Genomic DNA, 20016 nt, shown 5'->3' on the forward strand with positions numbered 1-20016 from the left:
CCGTAAAAATTGAGGAGCAAAAAATGAGTGCGAAAGACGTTAAATTCCACGATAGCGCCCGCAGCCGTGTCGTCAAGGGCGTCAACATCCTGGCCGATGCCGTAAAAGTCACGCTCGGACCCAAGGGCCGTAATGTTCTGCTTGAACGCAGCTTCGGCGCCCCGGTCATTACCAAGGACGGTGTCTCAGTGGCCAAGGAAATCGAACTTAAAGACAAGTTCGAAAATATGGGCGCCCAGATCGTGAAGCAGGTCGCATCAAAAACAGCCGACGTGGCTGGTGACGGTACGACCACAGCCACGGTGCTGGCGCAATCCATTGTCCAGGAAGGCATGAAGTACGTCGCCTCCGGCATGAATCCAATGGATCTCAAACGCGGCATCGACCTAGCCGTATCCGGCGTCGTAGATGCCCTGCGCAACATGTCGAAACCGATCTCTACCAGCAAGGAAACGGCACAAGTCGCCGCGCTTTCGGCAAATGCCGACGAAGCCATCGGCAAGATCATTGCCGACGCCATGGACAAGGTCGGACGCGAGGGCGTGATTACTGTAGAGGACGGCAAGTCGCTGGACAATGAACTGGATATCGTAGAGGGTATGCAGTTCGATCGCGGCTACCTCAGCCCCTACTTCATCACTGACCCGGAGAAACAAGTCGCTCAGCTCGACGATCCGCTGATTCTGCTGTACGACAAGAAAATCTCCAACGTGCGCGAGCTATTGCCCGTATTGGAAAGCGCCGCTAAGGCAAGCAAGCCACTGCTTATCGTCGCCGAAGACGTAGACGGAGAAGCATTGGCCACCTTGGTCGTCAATTCCATGCGTGGCGTACTCAAAGTCACTGCGGTGAAAGCGCCCGGCTTCGGCGATCATCGCAAGGCCATGCTGGAAGACATCGCCATCCTGACCGGTGCCACGGTGATTTCCGAAGAAACAGGCAAGCAGCTCGATAAAGCCACGCTGTCAGATCTCGGAAGCGCCAAGCGGGTCGAAGTACGCAAGGAAGACACCATCATCATCGACGGTGCAGGCAAACAGGATGCGATCGACGCTCGCGTCAAATCGATTCGCAAACAGATCGAGGATGCGACCAGCGACTATGATCGCGAAAAACTGCAGGAACGCGTCGCCAAACTGGCTGGCGGCGTAGCAGTCATCAAGGTAGGCGCCGCAACCGAAGTCGAGATGAAGGAGAAGAAGGACCGCGTCGACGACGCGCTGCACGCCACGCGTGCGGCCGTCGAAGAAGGCATCGTACCCGGAGGCGGTGTCGCATTGCTGCGTGCTCGAGCGGCGATTCAGGATCTGAAAGGCAGCAATACCGATCAGGATGCCGGCATCCGCATCGTCCTGCGGGCTCTGGAAGCGCCTCTGCGCGCCATTGTTGCCAATGCTGGTGAAGAGCCTTCGGTAGTCGTCGCGAAGGTAATGGACGGCAAAGGCAACTATGGCTACAACGCAGCCACCGGCGAGTACGGAGACTTGGTCGAGATCGGCGTCGTCGATCCGACGAAGGTGACGCGGACCGCCTTGCAAAATGCGGCGTCAATAGCAGGACTCATCCTGACCACCGACGCTACCGTCGCGCAGGCGCCTGAAGACACCAAACCGCAAGCAGCCCCTGCCGAAGCCATGGACTTCTAAGCCCGCCTTCGGCTTCTTGAAGCAGCAGTCAGGCATCGCGCTACGGCGCGATGCCTTTTTATTGTCGGCATGGGACTGGGAGTCAGAATACGCCTTCTACCCGGGGACAAGAGAAAATGGCTGCTCGAACCAAGCCCCTGTGCACGATTGACCGAGACTTGGGCAGCGAAGCAGATTTGCCGAGAATGATGGTAAAAACACGCCACAATCGCGTAGTCCAGAAACAAGGAAACACAGGTGATAAGTCTGAAAGGGTGTCGCACGACCATGGCGAGGGCTTTGCTCAGTGCATGCATGCTGCTGTGTTTCCAACTGGCGTGGATCTCGCCCACGCAAGCAGAAACCGACAATCCGCTTTCCCCCGTCAACCGATCCAGCCCGAGCGAAACCTATCAGTCGTTGCTCTCCGGCGCGAAACGCCTCGAGGATCTGTACAGGGTCTATTCCGCCGACAAGAGCTTCGCCAATCTTCACGAGATCCGTTATCAATTCAATCGCTTGCGTACGCTTTTAGATTTGAATGCCGTTCCGTCGGCCAACCGGGTCAAGGTCGGTAATGCAGCCTTGACTTATCTTTCCGATATTTTGGTTCGGCTGCCGGCCATCGACCCGAAGTCCATTCCCGGTGCAACCGGCAGCGAGAGTCCCCTGCCCGCCCGCTGGACGATTCCAGGTACCGATATCCAGATCGCCCGCGTCGACAGCGGCCCACATGCAGGCGAGTATCTTTTTACCGCGGAAAGCATCGCGAATCTCGCCGAGTATTACCGGCGAGTGCGAGACCTGCCGGTACTGCAGCCCCGCTACTATCCCTGGTTTCACAAAGAGCACATCAATGCGACGGGGCCGCTCATTCCTGACTGGCTCACACGAGACATTCCGGAATCGTGGAAGGTCATATACCTAAACACCCCCGTCTGGAAGATCGTCTCCATCGCGTTCGTGTTGCTCGTCGTGCTGACACTGGCCTATGTCTGGGCTCGCGTCGTCCGAACGCAAAGCCGCCATGGCAGCGAAGTACGGAAACTGTGGTGGCGCTTTACCCTGCCTGCAGTGCTCCTGACGATCTACTATGTCAGCGAGTGGTTCGTCATCGCACACATCAATCCCGCGGGTCTTTTCGCGACAGGAGAAAGTCTTCTGTCAACCGCATTACTTTACGGTGTGGGAGCATGGGCGACATGGATCGGCTGTTTCCTGGTGGCCGAAGCGATCATTAACACGCCTCGGATTGCAGGAAACAGCCTTGATACACACCTGCTTCGGCTCGCCGCGCGTGTCACCGCCATTGGCGCGACGGGAGGCATCCTCATTTACGGCGCCAACGAGATCGGCATACCGGCCTTCGGGCTCATCGCGGGTATCGGTATCGGTGGCTTTGCGTTGGCATTGGCCGCGCAATCGACCATCGAAAACCTGTTCGGGGGTGTAGCTCTTTTTGCCGATCGCCCTTTCCGTATCGGTGACATCATCAGTTTTGGAAGCGAGCGCGGATCGGTCGAGATGGTCGGCACACGGTCCAGCCGCATCCGCGCTCTCGACGGCACGCTTGTTACGGTGCCGAACAGCGATCTCGCAAAGATGAAGATCGTGAACTTCACGAAACGCAATAAATGTCTGTTTCACCACACGCTGGCCCTGCACGTGGATACTCCCGCCAATCAGCTTCGCTTGTTGCTTCATCGCATACGTAGCTTGATGACAGAGGAGGACATGGTCGAGAAAACGGACAGCTCGCCCCGAGTGCGTTGTGTAGGCGTCGCGATCGGGCGTATCGAAGTGGAGTTACGGGCCAGTGTACTGACCACGGACTATACGAAGTTTCTCGCAGTACAAGAGACGTTGCTGTTGCGGATCTTCGAACTCATCGAAGAGATGGACATCGAGCTCGCGCCGCCCGCTCTCGCTTCGATACCTAATGTGAAATAGCCGTCAGGCTCACACGACCGCAACAGCAACAAGTCAGTTTCGCTGCGATCAGTCACGCAAGAAGTTGAGCAAATCCTGGTTCAAACGATCCTTGTGCGTATCTGTCAGGCCGTGAGGAGCACCGTGATAAACGATCAATTTGGCACCCTTGATCTGCGCAGCGGACGCCTTGCCGGCCGCGTCGATCGGGACGATCTGGTCGTCGTCGCCATGGATCACCAGGGTGGGAACGTCAAACTTCTGCAGATCTGCCCGGAAGTCAGTCGCCGAGAATGCAGCGATAGAGTCATACGTGTTCTTGTGGCCGGCCTGCATGCCCTGTACCCAGAAGGCTTGGATCAACCCTTGGCTGGGCTTGGCACCAGGACGATTGAAACCAAAGAACGGACCCGAGGCGATGTCCAGATATAACTGCGAGCGATTCTCCAGCGATGCCTTGCGCAGGCCGTCGAAAACCTCGATGGGCAGGCCGCCGGGATTGTCGGCGGTCTTGAGCATCAGGGGCGGCACCGAGCTGACGAGCACGGCCTTCTTGACGCGGCTGGTTCCGTGGCGGCCGATATAGCGGGCCACTTCACCGCCGCCTGTGGAAAAGCCCACTAACGTGACGTCTTTCAGATCCAGGGCTTGAATCACAGCAGCCAGGTCGTCGGCATAGTGGTCCATATCGTTGCCCTCCCAGGGTTGACTGGAGCGACCATGCCCCCGGCGATCATGCGCCACCACGCGATAACCTTGAGACGCCAGGAAAATCATCTGCGATTCCCAACTGTCCGAACTCAGTGGCCAACCGTGGCTGAAGGCCACTACGGGGCCGTCTTTGGGACCCCAATCCTTGAAGTAAATCTGTACGCCATCGCGCGTCGTGATGTAGTTGCCGTTCTTGGTGGCATTGGTCACGCGGACCGCTTCTTCTGTCGGAGCAGCTTGAACCGGCGCACCGGCCTGCACAGCAGCAGCCAGCAATGTCGTCGCAACAGTTTTGGATAGGGTGTTCATGATCAAACCTCGTCGTAGTCATTCGTTTAGGGGGCCGGAGTGGCTTAACGACATTCTGCGCGACCCAGCACGACGATTGGTGATATAAAATCCTGAAAAATTAACCGAAAGTACAAAATGACAGATCGACTCGCGGAACTATTGCAGCGCTTCGCCATTAACGCGCAGGTGTTTCACGCCGGGACCCTATGCGGCCACAACCTATTGGAAGCCCAAGATGGCTTGGGTCAATTGCACCTGATACGGCGCGGCCCGGTCGAGGTGATTCACGACGATACCTCGCTGACCGTCGAAACACCCAGCCTCCTGCTGTATCCACGTCCGATGGCGCATCGATTTATCACGGACGCTATGGATGGCGCGGACATGGTGTGCGCCAACTTGTGCTTCGAAGGGGGGTTGCACAACCCCATCAGTGCGGCCCTTCCGCCGTTCATCTGTCTGCCACTGGATTCGATTGCCGGCGCGACCGACGTGCTGCGAATACTGTTCGATGAAGCATTCGAGCAACGATGCGGCAGGCATGCCGTGGTGAACCGGCTCTTCGAGGTAGTGATTATCCAAATCCTGCGGCAACTGATGGAGACCAATCAGATGCAAAGCGGCATGCTGGCTGGACTGGCACATCCCCGCCTGCGCATCCCGATCGTGGCCATGCATGAGCATCCGTCCAGGGAATGGTCGCTAGAGGATCTGGCCAGCACCGCCGGCATGTCACGCAGTGCGTTCGCCACGGCATTTCGTGAAGTGGTGGGCATCACGGCAGGCCAGTACCTGCAGAGCTGGCGCATCGGCCTGGCGCAACGCGCATTACGCCTGGGCCAGCCACTCAAACTCATTGCAGGCGACGTCGGCTATGGCAGCGAGGTCGCCCTATCACGCGCCTTTAAAGCACACACGGGGCAATCACCCGGACAATGGCGTAAGTCGGTTGGGTAGACATTCGCAATACCTGCACCTCCCACCACAGGAAAACCCCTAGAAAACATCACGTCTTCATAGAGAAAACGTGGGCCCGAACACGCCTGTGCGTCACTCAGCGCCGCATTCCCGTGCTCGACACGCCTTCGACATATGCCTATACTTTTCCAATAATAGACATCATGTCTAAAAATGGAGACAACGATGAAAGCCCTTCCACGCCTGGCCGGNGCGCTGGTGACCAGCGCACTCTGTCTGCTCTCGGCGCCGTCGCGCGCCGAAGCCCCCCTGCCCGATCTGATCAAGCTGATCGTCCCGTTTTCGCCGGGCGCCAGCAACGATGTATTCGGCCGCGCGCTAGGCGCCAAGCTGTCGAAGGAGCTAGCCACAAACGTCATCGTCGAGAACAAGCCGGGAGCCGGCGGTGTGATCGGCGCGTCCGAAGTGGCGCGTGCGAAACCTGATGGCAGTACGCTGCTGTTCAGTTCGGTGTCATTCGTGACAAACGCGGCCACACAGGAAAAGCTGCCATATGACGCGATAAAGTCGTTCACGCCTATTGCGGTGGTGGCACGCGGCGCCATGGTTCTCGTCGTGAGCAAATCCACGTCATATACCAGCGTGGCGCAGCTGATCGATGATGCCAAATCCCACCAAGGCAAACTGAACTATGGTTCGGCGGGCATCGGATCCATCGGGCAAATGAGCTCTGAATTGCTGAGCCAGCAAACAGGCACAGACATGGTCCACGTACCCTATAAAGGCATCTCGAACGCCGTCACGGACATGATAGGCGGCCGGCTGGAATCCATGATCACCACACCGGCGTCGGTCAGCGGCCCGTTGCAGGCCAAAGATATCCGCGTACTCGCGACAACGTCGACCACGCGTTCGAAATTCTTTCCCGACGTACCGACTATCGCGGAAACCGTACCGGGCTATTCCGTTGATGTGTGGTGGGGTGTATATGCGCCCGCCGGCACACCGGCCGATTACGTGAATCGTCTGAATGCCGCCATACGCAAGGTCAGTGCCGAACCGGATATGCGTGAGCTGTTTGCTCGCGAGGCCACAGAACCGTCAGACATGAACAGCGCCGACGCAGCCAGATATGTGCAGGCAGAATTGTCGAAGTGGCAAACGCTGGCATCTGAACGGCACATCGTTGCGAGCAAATAGTGGAATGATGTACGCCGCCAGTGTGCCAAGGCCGGACAACGTATGCTGACCGGCCGAACCTGCTCTTACGTCGGTAGTTTTACGCCTTCCAGCTTGGCATAGGGCGGCGCGTACAACGCAGTATCGCCTCCTAAATCGCGCGTCAGTTTCGCGCCGGCTTCCATGACGATGGGCAGATAGTTCTCGAACACGGATTTGTTGAAGCGGTACAGGGGCATGCCCAGGGACAGGGCGCAGATCAAGCGTTGCCCCGGCCCGAAGATGGGACATGAAATCGCCGCGCTTTCCGTTTCGCGCTCCGCCAACGAGATCGCATACCCGGCTTTACGGATGCTGTCATAGACAGCGCCTTTTTTACCGTCAAACGCCAATAGCACTTTGCCCGCGGCGCCTTTATCGAGGTCCACGCGATCGCCTTCGCGTACATGCATGCGCACCGATCGCGGTTGCACCATGCGGTGCAAGCAGATGCGTTCATCCCCTTCGCGAATATAGATGGCCGCGGTTTCCTTGGTTTGACGTATCAGGTCGCGCAATACCGGCGCGGCGTAATCCCACAACCGGAAGGACTCCTGATACAGCATGCCCAGATAGAACGGCGTAGGTCCGAGCATGTAGCGGCCATCTTCCAGTCGCTTGATAAAGCCGAATTGCTCCAGCGATTCGCACAGCCGCAGGATGGTGCTGTGATACATGCCGGTTGCATTCATCAAATCGGTCAGGGTCATGCCCTCCACGCTTTCCTGAAAGGCCATCAGGATGGACAAGGCTCGATTAACTGACGCCACGCCCGAGTCGGCGGCTTTCGGCATAAAGGGCTCCTGGATTTCTAGGGTTCGCTGATCAGCGAAAACGCCCCAAATTATATATTTTCAAAAATAGACATCATGTCTATTTTGTTGATAAACTGAAAATCATGGACAAGACAACACCTGCTGCCACTACCCTGAAACGGACGTCGTATTCGGCGAATTCTCACGGTCCGTTGCGAGGTCTGCGTGTCATCGACCTGTCACGGCTAGTGGCGGGCAATATGCTGACATTGCAACTGGCTGATTTCGGCGCCGATGTCATCAAGGTGGAACCCCGCAATGGCGACACCTTGCGCGCATTCAAGACTCGTGAGGTCGAAACGTTCTGGAAAGTCTATTGCCGCAACAAGCGCAGTGTGTGCCTGGATTTTCGCCACGAGCGCGCCATCGGCCTGCTGCGAAAAATGATCGACCGCGCCGACGTTCTGGTCGAGAGCTTTCGTCCTGGCGTGTTGGAGAAAATGGGTTTGGCTCCGGACACGCTGCGCCAAACCAATCCGAAACTGGTGGTCGTGCGTATATCTGGCTGGGGACAATCGGGTCCATACAAACGCCGCCCCGGGTTTGGCACGCTGGTCGAGGGATATTCCGGTTTTGCGGCCATGAACGGATTCCAGGATCGCGAGCCCGTGCTGCCGCCCATGTTTCTGGGCGACATGACAGCAGGACTGTATGGCGCCAGCGCCACCATGACCGCATTATGGGAAGTCCGTATCAATGGCGGGCAGGGACAGGACATCGACCTGTCTTTGTTCGAACCCATGATTTCCATACTGGGTCCGCAGGCCGCCAGCTACCGCATTACCGGCAAGGTCAAGGCTCGCACCGGCAGCCGCTCCAGCACCACGGCGCCGCGCAACACCTACAAGACCGCCGACGGCCAGTGGGTGTGCGTATCCACGTCGACGCAGACCATGGCAGCCCGCCTGTTCTGTGCCATCGGACGTGCCGACATGAATGACGACCCGCGTTACAGCACGAACGTGGCACGGCTGGAACACGTAGAGGATGTAGATGCTGTCGTGTCCAGGTTCGTGGGCCAGCGCACACTGGCAGAGAACCTGCGGATTTTTGAAGATGCCGAGGTCACCGTTGGCCCGATCTATGACGCGTCGCACTTGCTGCACGACGACTACGTGATTGCACGTGAAAGCCTGATCGACGTGGAAGACCCCGACCTGGACTACATGCCCATGCACAACGTCGTGCCACGGCTGTCTACTACTCCAGGCACGTTGCGCAGACCCGCACCTCGCAAGGGCCAGCACACCGTGGAATGCTTGACAGAGTTGTTGGACGGCACAGACCTGCAGCCCCTGTTCGACCAGGGCGTGGTCTTTGGTGAAGCATCGACCGTCAATAAAACCGAAGCAGCCGTATCATCGCCATCCGCCCTGCCCCAGACAGTCTGACCGCACCTGCCTGCACCGCATACTGACATCGAAGGAGACCCCAATCATGAGCAAAATCGGAACACAGATCGACACGCTGGGCGCCTGGAAAGGCCCCGATATCGACTGGATGAAAGAAGGCCTGCATATCCTGAGCGATAACGAACAACGCGAGATCGACCTGGCGTTAAAGCATCTGCTGGCTCAGGGAAATCTCGATTTTCCAGATATCACGCCAGAGACGTTCCCGTTGGACAAGGTGGGCGACCTGATGCGTGCTTTGCCGGATCGTCTACGCCATGGCCGTGGGTTCCTGATGCTGCGAGGGCTGAATCGCCAAGCCTATTCCGATGACGACATGACGCGCATCTACTTTGGCCTGGGCTCATATCTGGGTAAACCGATGACGCAATCCTACCTGGGCGACATACTGGGCCATGTCATGGACGTCAGCGACTATGAGCCCAAATCGCGCGGCTATCGCAAAGGCGGAGGCCAGCTGATGCACACCGACTCTTGCGACATTATTGGCTTGATGTGCCTGCGGTCCGCCATCTCGGGGGGTGAGAGCCGCATCAGCAGCGCGCTGGCGGTGCACAATACCATGGCTCGGGAATACCCTCATCTGCTGGAGATCCTGGCGCGCGGTTTGTACCTGAAACGCACGGACGAAGACGGCCGCCGCGCCACGCGCACCTACAGTCCTGACCGCGTGCCGTTCTTCTACGAAGAAAACGGCGAGATCACCTGCTATCTGCCCACGGGATATGCCCGCCTGGCCGAAAAGAGTGGGCAATGCAACTATACGCCCGAGGAATCCGAGGCCCTATATCGCGTACGCAAAGTGTCCGCGTCGCCCGAGTTGTATCTGGACATGGGATTCAAAGAAGGCGACATTCAGTTCCTGAACAATCGCATGATGGTTCACGGTCGTACCGACTACCAGGATGCCAAAGAACTGGCCGACCGCCGCCACCTCCTGCGCTTGTGGTTCGAGGTCCCCTCCTGGCCTGCCATGCCGGAAAAGCAGATTTTCCACACGGAGGAAGACCGCCGGTTATGGAGCCAGTATCGCAAGCCGTTGATTGAACTGCCTTCGGTTCATTACCAGCAGTTGTTGGACGGTCAGCTGGGTCAGATGGTCGATTAAGTGACAGGCGGTGGCCCCCTGTTAGTTCGGGACACAGCGCCCCCTGCTTCGCCATCACGGCGTCCACCAGGCCGGGGGTGATGGGCCTGGGCCCCAGGCGGCATCTTGCATACTTCTGTCGAGTACGGGTAAGCCATGATAAATATTAGTTCATACTTAAACTAAGATTCGCAGACATCTCATCGCCCAGGCCACATCGGCATATCCGGGAGGACGCCATGCGTCGTAGACCTCTGCTCGTAAAGCTCGTCGCTATTGCAATATTGGCCTGTCAACCGTTACTGGTACACGCTCAGAAGACGGAAAGCCAAGAGCCAGAGGTCATACGTCTAAAGATGTCGCACTTTCTAGGCCCAAAGAGCTTCTTTCAAGTTGATCTGGTGGAACCCTGGGCGCGCGAGCTCGAACGGCAGACGGGTGGCAAGGTGGCAGTCGAAGTCATCAACTCAAGCTCCCCATTAGGAAATGTGCGAAATCAGGCCAGCCAGGTCAAAGCGGGCACCGTCGATATCGCGCTTGGGCTGCGCGGCGCAGAAGGCGAGCGTTTTATGCGAAGCTCGATAATCGAGCTGCCATTCGTGGTTTCTGATGCAAAGCGCGGCTCCGAGGCGTTATGGGCGCTTTATAAGAACAACGTGATCGCCGATGAGTATAAAGAGTTCAAGGTGCTGGCGTTGTTCGTGCAAAATCCCGGCCTGGTACACACGAAACAGACGCGAGTCGTCGAACTAGGCGATTTAAAGGGCTTGCGATTGCGGGTGCCAAACGCCACCGTTGCAACCACGCTGGAATATGTCGGTGCGCAACCCAAGTTACTGCAGCCCGACGAAATCATGCCTGCACTGCGGGCGAACGAACTCGACGGCATCATCACCAATTGGGGCACGCCCATTCCCGGCTTCAATGATGAGATGAAGCAACACACCGCAGTGCCATTTTATGCGTCGGCGTTTTTTATCGTGATGAACAAAGCAAAGTTCGACGCTTTGCCTGCGGATGTACGCACAGCCATAGATCGCTTGTCTGGCGACACACTAGTTGCGCAGTTTGGACCGCTGTGGGATAAATGGGACAAGCCCTACTACGATGGTGCGCACGGACCTGGACAGGAAATAGTGCGGCCGGACGCTGCGACGTTGCAGCGTTGGAAGTCGGGCCTGCAGCCCGTGTCGGACGCCTATGTCAAAAAGCTCCAACGGCAGGGGTTTACGGACGCCCCTGCGGTGTACGATGACTTGATTGCAAAATCCGCCTTGCAATAAGCCAAATAGCGCGAGATCGCGGGCTCAGTGAGTCAATCGAGAGTAATGTTCTCTCGTTTGACGACTTCGGCCAGTTGCTTGGTCTCGTTCGCAATACGTTCGGCAAAATCGCTCGGACCAACCATGGCAATGGTTCCTTGTGCGCTCAACGCCTTGTTCGCTGCCGGCACCGACATGGCCTGCTTCGAACGCTCGTACAGTTTTTCAATGATTTCTGGAGGAGTTTTGGCGGGTGCCAGCAATCCCAACCAGAACGTCACAGCGATATTCGGAAAGCCCGCTTCGGCAATGGTGGGGACTTCAGGCAGCTGAGCGAGGCGCTGTTGTGACGTCACTGCCAATGCCTTGAGTTTTCCAGCTTTAACCTGCGGAATACTCGTCAGCGTGTCAAATAAGGTGTTGACTTCCCCAGACATCGCCGCTGTGCTGGCCTGTGACCCGGCCTTGTAGGGGACATGCGTAGCCTTGAACCCCACTTCGTTGCTCAACATCGCATACGCCAAATGCGCCAGATTGCCCATACCTCCCGAGCCGTAAGTGAGCTCAGACGGATGGATCTTGGCAAAGGTCGTCAAATCCTTGATCGAGTTGATCGAGTGCTTCTTTGCCCATTCGGCATTGACGTTCACGATGAATGGAGCGTCCAGCACCAGCGTGATCGGTGCAAAGTCGGTCGACTTATAGGGCGAATTTTTATAGACCAATGGATTGACGGTAATACTGCTGCTGTTGGTAGCCAGCAAGGTGTACCCATCCGGAGCTGAACGCGCCACCTCAGCGGCCCCGATTGACCCATTGGCGCCCCCTTTGTTCTCCACGATCACGGGCTGTCCCAGTGTCTTCGACAGGTCGTCTGCCAACAGACGAGCCATCGCATCGGTAATGGACCCAGCCGGAAACGGTACAACAATTCGAATAGGTTTGGCAGGCCATTGGGAGTCTTGCGCAAACACCGCGCTCGGACCCAGCCCAAGCCCGGCAGCGCCTGCGATACTGGCGGATGCTATGAGAAAGTCTCTACGCGATTTGAATATAGTCATTTTTTTGTCTCCGAATAGTTTGACAACTTCCAAGCCGAAAATACCGGTCTCGCTATCTAAGCTGCTTTCTTCGTTGCGGCGGTTCCTGTTATGCCGCACGCCTCAAGTGCCTGCTGCTGCGCTTGAGTCAGTCCGAGCACTCGCGAGAAAACCTCTCGGCTGTGCTCTCCCAGGGTGGGCGCCGCACGGATGACTTCCGTGGGCGCTGCTGTTTCTCTGAACCACGGTGTGGTGGTCAGGTATTGCCCCAGATATGTGCGCGGAATCGTTTTGAAGAACCCCCGCTTATTCAGATGTGGATCCTCCAGGATCTCCCACACGGGCTTTACGACGCCAGCACTGATACCGGCCGTCTGCAACACGTGCATAGCCTCTTCTGCCGACCGTTGTTTGGTCCACTTGCTGATCTGTTCATCTATCACTTGTCGCTGGGCGCGGCGGCCTGACACATGACTCAACGATGGATCCTGCGCCAACTGCGGCGCCTTTAACACGTCGATCAGGGTGTGCCATTGCGTATCGTTGATCACGCTCAAAACCACCCAATCGTCGTCGCTTGCGCATTGATAAATGCCATGCGGGGCGAAAACAGGATGCGCATTCCCGTTACGAGCGGTGGCATGGCCGCATACCGACTGCTCTATGAGGAACGGTGCAACCATCGAGAGCATGCATTCGACTTGCGAAAGATTGACGTGTTGCCCTTTCCCGGTGCGCGCCTGCACAAACAGCGACACCAACGCCGCGGCACCCCCGTTCCATCCCCCGACGGGGTCTCCGTACGCATAGGATGTCAGCGACGGCGGGTTTTCAGGAAATCCGGTGTGATGAGGCAAGCCACTAGCCTGCTCAAGCGTTCCGCCATAAGCCCTGGTGGTGCTCCACTCGTTGCCACTCCCGAATGCCGGCATGGAAATCATCACCAGCCGATGGTTTACCCGAGACAATGCTGCGTAGTCCAAGCCCAATTTAGGAAGCACTTCGGTCGAATAGTTCTCAATGACAATGTCAGCGGTTTTCACCAGGTCGAGTAAAACCGAGCGCCCCTCTTGCCGCGTCAGATCAAGCGTAATGCCGAGCTTGTTGCGGTTCATCAACGCGAAGTTCGAGTTCTTTTCATACAACCGATCGCGATAAAACTCCTCGGTATGGTGAGTCCCTCTCCACCAATCTGGATATTGCGTGGCCTCGACCTTGATGACTTCGGCGCCAAAGTCGGCAAGCGTACGCGCGGCCAACGGCCCCGCCCAGCCCATTGTCAGGTCAATCACGCGAATCTGCCGCAGCGGTGCCACAGCCGCCGGCGCACGTGTGCGGCGTGATCTGGGGCGCAATGCTTGTTCAGTGCGATAAAAGGCATTATCTGCCCCTGTTGCCGGCGCAGTCCCGCCAGGCAGCGGCCCCGCATCGCCGAGTGGCAGCGGAACGACCACGCCTTCGAATTGGCTCGATCCGAATTTCACCGGAACAAACGCGCCGCGTTCTCGATGGACGCGCTGTTGCAGCAATTCGTCCATGGTAGGCACCAGCACGGCAGGGAATTTGTCGCGTGCCAATTGCTCAAACCATTCCTGAGCAGTCTTGGTCAGCAGCGCTGGAATCAAAAACGCATCGATCTCGTCGGCATGTTGAATACGCGTCGGACCATTGATGAAACGAGTGTCAGTGGCGTGTTCCGGATGGCCGATCGCCGAGCATAGCGCCGCCCATTGAGGAGCCGTATGCGCGAAAATGCCGATCCAGCCCTGCCTGGTCTGGTAGATTCCCCCCGGGTGTGTCGTGCAGAATCGGTTCACACCCAGACGGGCTTTGGGGTGACGCCCGTCTTGCACCATGCCCGCCTCCATTTCCACCACCGAGAACGCCAGCTCGTGAATACTGAGCACATACCGGCGAGTCCCGTCGGCCGCTCCGATCAGCGCTGATATCGCACTCGAGAACGCGGCCAGACCGGCAACAATGCCGGTTTGAACGTCATGTGGCAGATGCGGCGGGCCTTCCACCGCCCCGCTGGTGTAGACGGCGCCGCTCAAGGCACGGCATACGGCCGTCGTTCCCACGAAATTGCGATAGGGCCCGCTTTCCCCAAACCAGGTCAAGCACACCTCTATAGGAGCGTTTGACTCATCGGCAGCCTCCCCGGTGCCGCAAACTGGCCGGCTCAGCACGTCAACGCCTGCGCTCAACGCTCGGGCATCAAGAATCACGTCACACGTCCTCGCCAGACGCGATAGCCATGCGTGCTCTTCAAAGCTGCTATTGCTCAAGGTAACGCTGCGTTTGTTTGTGTTGAGCCAGGCGTTCAGCGCGCTTTGCGGCGCCGATCCGGGAGGACTCAACAAAGGCGGAACAAGTCGCAGTTCTTCCGCCGCGGGGTCCTCAAGTTTGATGACTTCAGCGCCGAAGTCAGCGAAGAGCTTGCCCGCATAAGCCAGTGCCGCTCCGGTACCTATTTCGAGGACGCGCAGTCCAGCGAGGGCAAGCTGGTCCGTAGAGTCGTGCTTCATCACGGTCGGTTCCTCAGTAATTTTTGTGCTCACCACGTATCGACAAAAGAGCGACGTGCCCGGCCCGCACGCAACGCTGCGGATGCGATCCCCTGACGAATCCAGATGCGGGTTTCGGCGGGATCGATAACTGCGTCGATTTCGGTCGTAGAAGCGACATTGATGGCATGGCCACGTTCGTATGCGCGCGCTACCAATTGGTCGTAAAGTGCTTGACGCTCGGGCCCTGGCGGAACATTCTCGAGCTCCTTTTTGAAGCCCAACCTGATCGAGCCCTCCAGCCCCATAGGGCCGAACTCCCCTGTGGGCCACGACACCGCACAACTGGCAGAGCGAAAACTGCCCCCCGCCATTGCCATGGCGCCCAGGCCATAGCCTTTACGCAGCGCAATCGCCAGCAGCGCGACGCGCAACTTGGCAGCCACCACAAACATCCGGGACACATGGCGAACCTGCGCTTTGGCTTCCTCATCAGGGCCGACCATGAATCCCGGGGTATCGATGAGGGAAATGATGGGCAGCCCGTGAACGTCACAGAGCGTCATGAAGCGGGCTGCTTTGTCCGCCGCATCGGCGTCGATGGCGCCGCCCAAATGATGGGGGTTATTGGCGATGATGCCTACGGGCTGACCCTCGACCCGCGCCAGCGCGGTGTGCAGCCCATGCCCGAATCCCGAACGCAACATCAATACGCTGCCCACGTCGGCGATGCCTTCGATGACCTTGCGGCTATCGTAGACGCGCAGGCGATTCTCCGGAACCATATGCCGCAGCTCGAGCGGGTTGGGCGCCGACCAGGTTTTCGTACGCCCCTGAAACATAGAGAGATAGTGCTTTGCCACCGCGACGGCCTCGGCCTCGTTTTCCACAAGGATGTCGATCACGCCGTTGGCAAACTGCACAGGTGCGGGCCCAACGTCCTCAGGCTTGAAAATGCCCAGCCCCCCGCCCTCGATCATGGCCGGCCCCGCCATGCCGATGTTTGAACGCTTGTCCGCAATGATGACGTCACATACGCCTAGAAAAGCAGCATTGCCCGCGAAGCATCGGCCCGACACAATGCCCAGTAGTGGCACCTCGCCGCTCAGTTCCGCCAGGGACGCAAAGGTGGGTTGATACAGCCCGGACACGAATGGAAAGTCCACGTCTCCCGGACGGCCCCCCCCGCCTTCGGCGAACAACACCAATGGCATCTCGTCCCGATGCGCGCGCTCGACCAGCCTGTCTGTCTTGATGTGATTACGCTTGCCTTGCGTGCCTGCCAGGACCGTTGCATCGTAGGCCAATACGGCACTCAACGAGGCGTCATAGCCGAATTCAGCGCCATTGATGTTGCCCACGCCAGTAACGATACCGTCGGCAGGCGTATTGGCGATCAAGTCTTCCTTTGTGCGCCGGCTGGCCTGGGCGGCAATGACCAATGCGCCATACTCGACAAAGGAGCCTTCGTCGCACAGGTCTGCAATATTGGCCCGGGCGGTTCGCTGACCTCGAGCGTGCCGCTTTGCCACCGCGTCAGGGCGGGCGTCATCATAGAGAATCGCATGACGGTCAAATACGGCCTGCAGATCCGGGCGAACCGCATTCAAGTCTACGGCTTTTACATCGGCATCTACATCGACGCCGTCGAAGTCCTGCTCGATCACAACTAGGATTTCGTCTTCGGCTGCTTGATTTCCTTTGATGGCGCGGACGTCCACGACTCGGCCATTGCCCTCGGCGAGAACGGAATACTCCATTTTCATCGCTTCGATGACCGCGATGGGTTGGCCTTTTAGAACCACGTCATCTACGCCAACCGACAGCTCGACAATGCGACCGCTCAACGGCGCGCGGCAGGCGGCCAATCGCTCATCAAGCACCTCGTTGACGACTGCTTTCAAAACAGATGATGCCGCAGGCGTTTGCGTGTCTTCGCCGATTAGCTGATCCTTGGCTTGCTGCTCGCTTTTCAACTGGGCAGCAGCCGTTAGCAGTTCCGGCAAAATCGCCTCGACATGGCGCGTATGGTTCTGCTGCTGCAGGAAATCATCGCGCTCGACAAGCGCCATGAGCAGATGAATATTCGTCGCCACTCCAACGACCCGAAATTCGGCCAAACTGCGGCGCAGGCGCCTGACGACACTGGCGAAGTCCTCGTTGGCACTCGATACGATCAATTTGGCCAAAAGCGTATCAAAGGCCGGCGCGGGCGAATAGCCGCTATAGGCGTGCGTATCGACTCGCACGTCCGGCCCAGTTGGCGGATCAAACCGCTCCAGCCGCCCGTGTGCAGGGCGAGCCATGCCAGTAGCATCAGTCGTTTCTGCCGTGATCCGCGCCTGAATGGCATACCCTCGCGGCTGCGGCGGACACGCAGGATCCAAGCCCAAGGCCTGCAGGCTTTTCCCCTGCGCGATGCCAATTTGTACTGCGACCAGATCGACGCCTGTGACCTGCTCTGTGATGGTGTGCTCGACTTGCAGTCGAGGATTGGCTTCGATAAAAACGAAATTTGTCTGTACGCCCCGGTCGTCTTCTTCGACGAGGAATTCAAAGGTTCCCAGGCCGCGATAATTCACTTTCGAGGCAAGCTTTGTTGCGGCATCGAGAATGCCGGTGCGCAGCGCAGCGTTGAGAACCGGACTGGGCGCTATTTCCACGACTTTCTGAAAGCGGCGCTGCAGCGTGCAATCGCGCTCACCCAGAGCAATGACATTGACGCCATCGCCGACGATCTGCACTTCGATGTGGCGAGCACGACTGACCAGGCGTTCGGCATAGAGCGCATCCACTCCGAATGCAGACATCGCCTCGGATCGGCAGCGGGCGTAGCGTTCGGGAATGTCAGATTTATCCTGTACGACGCGCATGCCGCGACCACCGCCGCCGCCGACCGCCTTGATGACGATGCCGGCGCTACCCTGCTGGTCGAAGAACTGCGTGACTTCTTCGAACGAGGCGCCGCCGTGTGTCGCCGGCATCACCGGAACATCGCATTCTCTGGCTAGCTTCAGTGCACTCCCTTTGTCGCCAAATAGAGCCAGTTGCTGGACCTCTGGGCCAATGAACGTAATTCCTGCATCGGTACAAGCTTGCGCGAAATCCGATCGCTCGCTCAGAAACCCATAACCTGGATGAATGGCATCGCAGTCCTCATTTCTGGCTGCGGCGATGATGGCATCAATATCGATATAGGCCGCCGGACCAGACCCCTCCAACGCAACCGCCGTATCTGCCAAAATTCGATGCCGTGAGTTTGCATCATCTTGTGAATACACGGCCACGCTTTGCATGCCCAGGTCACGTATGGCGCGAAAAACCCGCACGGCAATTTCACCACGGTTGGCAACCAAAATTCTTTTCATGGCTTTTTGATCTCTTGTCTCACGGTTCTGTCGCCTGCAAGCAGGCCCTCCAACCCGACCCATGGTATTTGCCGCGTAACTACGAGACAATTCACATCTTGCTCTGGCGGCTATAGCGGTTCGGCATAGATCAATCAGTGGAGTGAGCCGACGATGGACTTAAGACAACTACGTACCATTCTGGCCATAGCGGAAACGGGTAGCCTCACTAGAGCGTCGGAACTGCTGCATATCGTTCAACCCGCGCTATCTCGACAACTGAAACAGTTGGAAGACGAGTTGGGGGCGCCCTTGTTCCACCGAAACCACCTGGGGATGGTGCTGACCGTCCCGGGCCGACGCTTTGTCGATCAGGTACGCGTCTCTCTCAAAGGGCTGAATCAGGCCAAGGCGGACATTGGCGCCGCGACCAAAAACCTGATGGGATCAGTGGCCATCGGGATGTTGCCCGGCCTGGCCGCCGTATTGGCGGGGCCATTGGTGACGTCGTTGCGTCACCAATACCCAGACCTGAAAGTACGAATCGCCGCGGGATTCTCTGATTTTTTGCAGGATGGTCTCGAGGACGGCAAGCTGGACATCTGCCTCATGGGCGACTATCTGCAATCGGAGATGCTGCAGACCTCACCGGTATATCGCGAGCCGATCTACGTGGTCGGCCTGCCGGGTTGCGGGCTCTCGCCATCGAGCCCGGTCAACCTCGCCGAGGTCGTAAAATTGCCTATGGTGGTGCCTGAGGCAAAGAGCCTGCGCAACGCCATCGACCGTGCGTGCACAATCATTGGCGTCAACCTGAACCCAGTCGCAGAATCGGACAGTACCGCCGTCATCCTGGACTTGGTCGAACGCGGTGTGGGTTACACCATTCTGCCGGTCATGCCCATTACGCCGATGCTGGAGGCCCAGCGACTCGTGGGCGCACCAGTAGTCAGCCCGTCGCTAGGCAGAACGATCGTTTCCTGCAGCCCCATGCTCACGCGTAACCCGCATACGGTAAAAGCGCTACACAGTGAATTGATCGCCTTGCTGCGGCCATACGTGCGGACATTCAAAAGCGCGGGCGTCACGTGGCTCGCAGAGAATGAGGTGGGGCGGGAATCCCTTCAGCCCGGGTTTACATGAAGGTCTCTCCGTTCGGATTCGCCCCGAGCTCGCTGTAACGAGATCTCCTACCCACAATCTCAACGGTCATCCGGAAAGTGCAATGTCGCTCCGGTACACGCTCGCAGTTCATCATCACTGATATCGACGAGCTTCTCTCTCAGGAGGAATCCTTTCGGCGTGATATCAACGATCGCCAGGTCGGTGTAGACGCGATGCACCACACCGAGGCCTGTCAATGGCAAGGTGCAGTTCTCGACCAGCTTGGGCGTGCCGTCCTTGGCGTTGTGTTCCATCAGGATGAATACTTTTCGCGCGCCGACGGAGAGATCCATAGCACCACCGACGGCAGGCGGCTCGCCTTTGCGGCCCAGGGACCAGTTTGCCAGGTCACCTGTCTGCGACACCTGCATACCACCCATGATGCACAAGTCCAGGTGCCCGCCGCGCATCATGGCAAACGAGTCCACATGACCAAAAAAGGCGCCTCCGGTGAGCAACGTCACCGGGTGCTTGCCCGCGTTGATGAGCTCGTGGTTCTCTTCGCCGGGCGCGGCTGCCGGTCCCATGCCAAGCATCCCATTCTCGCTATGCAGCAGGATTTCATCGGCGGGATCGAGGTGATTGGCCACCAGTTCCGGCAGACCGATGCCGATATTGACGTAACTGCCGGCGGGGATGTCCTTTGCGAGCCGGGCGGCCATCTGAATGCGGGTGAGTTTTTGCATCGCG

At 58.0% G+C, this 20016-nt stretch carries 14 protein-coding genes; 8 read left to right on the plus strand and 6 right to left on the minus strand.

Annotation, left to right across the window (positions count from 1 at the left end):
* Positions 1 to 23 precede the first annotated feature (23 nt).
* The gene (gene groL, locus ACNA0I_RS07175; RefSeq protein ID WP_415805390.1) at positions 24 to 1646 is read left to right on the plus strand and encodes a chaperonin GroEL; all 1623 of its coding nucleotides are present in this window, start codon (positions 24 to 26) and stop codon (positions 1644 to 1646) included.
* Between the two features lie 294 nt (positions 1647 to 1940).
* The gene (locus ACNA0I_RS07180; RefSeq protein WP_415805391.1) at positions 1941 to 3575 is read left to right on the plus strand and encodes a mechanosensitive ion channel family protein; all 1635 of its coding nucleotides are present in this window, start codon (positions 1941 to 1943) and stop codon (positions 3573 to 3575) included.
* Between the two features lie 48 nt (positions 3576 to 3623).
* Here ACNA0I_RS07180 and ACNA0I_RS07185 read toward each other — a convergent pair whose 3' ends face one another.
* Entirely contained in the window at positions 3624 to 4574 is a 951-nt protein-coding gene (locus tag ACNA0I_RS07185) for an alpha/beta fold hydrolase (protein WP_415805392.1), read from the minus strand.
* Between the two features lie 117 nt (positions 4575 to 4691).
* Between ACNA0I_RS07185 and ACNA0I_RS07190 the strand changes: the two genes are divergently transcribed.
* A complete protein-coding gene (locus ACNA0I_RS07190) occupies positions 4692 to 5513 on the plus strand; it encodes an AraC family transcriptional regulator (RefSeq protein WP_415805393.1) in 822 nt (273 codons plus the stop codon).
* Positions 5514 to 5732: 219 nt separating this feature from the next.
* Positions 5733 to 6674, plus strand: coding sequence for a tripartite tricarboxylate transporter substrate binding protein (locus ACNA0I_RS07195; RefSeq protein ID WP_415805622.1), 942 nt, complete (start codon positions 5733 to 5735; stop codon positions 6672 to 6674).
* A gap of 65 nt (positions 6675 to 6739) precedes the next feature.
* Here the strand turns inward: ACNA0I_RS07195 and ACNA0I_RS07200 are convergent, their stop codons facing one another.
* A complete protein-coding gene (locus ACNA0I_RS07200; RefSeq protein WP_415805394.1) occupies positions 6740 to 7486 on the minus strand; it encodes an IclR family transcriptional regulator in 747 nt (248 codons plus the stop codon).
* Positions 7487 to 7590: 104 nt separating this feature from the next.
* Between ACNA0I_RS07200 and ACNA0I_RS07205 the strand changes: the two genes are divergently transcribed.
* The 3 genes from ACNA0I_RS07205 to ACNA0I_RS07215 all read left to right on the plus strand — a co-directional run bounded on the left by ACNA0I_RS07205 (position 7591) and on the right by ACNA0I_RS07215 (position 11289).
* Positions 7591 to 8898, plus strand: coding sequence for a CaiB/BaiF CoA transferase family protein (locus tag ACNA0I_RS07205; protein WP_415805395.1), 1308 nt, complete (start codon positions 7591 to 7593; stop codon positions 8896 to 8898).
* Between the two features lie 46 nt (positions 8899 to 8944).
* On the plus strand, positions 8945 to 10027 hold the full coding sequence (locus ACNA0I_RS07210; protein WP_415805396.1) for a TauD/TfdA family dioxygenase: 1083 nt from the start codon (positions 8945 to 8947) through the stop codon (positions 10025 to 10027).
* A 218-nt stretch (positions 10028 to 10245) separates the two neighbouring features.
* Entirely contained in the window at positions 10246 to 11289 is a 1044-nt protein-coding gene (locus ACNA0I_RS07215; protein ID WP_415805397.1) for a TRAP transporter substrate-binding protein, read from the plus strand.
* Positions 11290 to 11321: 32 nt separating this feature from the next.
* On the opposite strand, the gene ACNA0I_RS07220 is transcribed toward ACNA0I_RS07215, so the two are convergent.
* The 3 genes from ACNA0I_RS07220 to ACNA0I_RS07230 are packed head-to-tail and all read right to left on the minus strand — an operon-like array spanning position 11322 to position 18183.
* Positions 11322 to 12329 carry a Bug family tripartite tricarboxylate transporter substrate binding protein gene (locus tag ACNA0I_RS07220; protein WP_415805398.1) on the minus strand — a complete coding sequence of 336 codons (1008 nt, stop codon included), beginning with the start codon at positions 12327 to 12329 and terminating at the stop codon, positions 11322 to 11324.
* A gap of 56 nt (positions 12330 to 12385) precedes the next feature.
* Positions 12386 to 14836 (minus strand): CaiB/BaiF CoA-transferase family protein, encoded by a 2451-nt coding sequence (locus ACNA0I_RS07225; RefSeq protein ID WP_415805399.1) that lies wholly within the window; start codon positions 14834 to 14836, stop codon positions 12386 to 12388.
* Between the two features lie 29 nt (positions 14837 to 14865).
* Positions 14866 to 18183, minus strand: coding sequence for an acetyl-CoA carboxylase family protein (locus ACNA0I_RS07230; protein ID WP_415805400.1), 3318 nt, complete (start codon positions 18181 to 18183; stop codon positions 14866 to 14868).
* Positions 18184 to 18336: 153 nt separating this feature from the next.
* Here ACNA0I_RS07230 and ACNA0I_RS07235 point away from each other — a divergent pair, with 153 nt between their 5' ends.
* Positions 18337 to 19305, plus strand: coding sequence for a LysR family transcriptional regulator (locus ACNA0I_RS07235; RefSeq protein ID WP_415805401.1), 969 nt, complete (start codon positions 18337 to 18339; stop codon positions 19303 to 19305).
* Positions 19306 to 19364: 59 nt separating this feature from the next.
* Here the strand turns inward: ACNA0I_RS07235 and ACNA0I_RS07240 are convergent, their stop codons facing one another.
* A complete protein-coding gene (locus tag ACNA0I_RS07240; RefSeq protein ID WP_415805402.1) occupies positions 19365 to 20012 on the minus strand; it encodes a 3-oxoacid CoA-transferase subunit B in 648 nt (215 codons plus the stop codon).
* Positions 20013 to 20016 lie beyond the last annotated feature (4 nt).

This window comes from Bordetella muralis (assembly GCF_965139205.1).
Taxonomy (GTDB): domain Bacteria; phylum Pseudomonadota; class Gammaproteobacteria; order Burkholderiales; family Burkholderiaceae_B; genus Bordetella_A; species Bordetella_A muralis.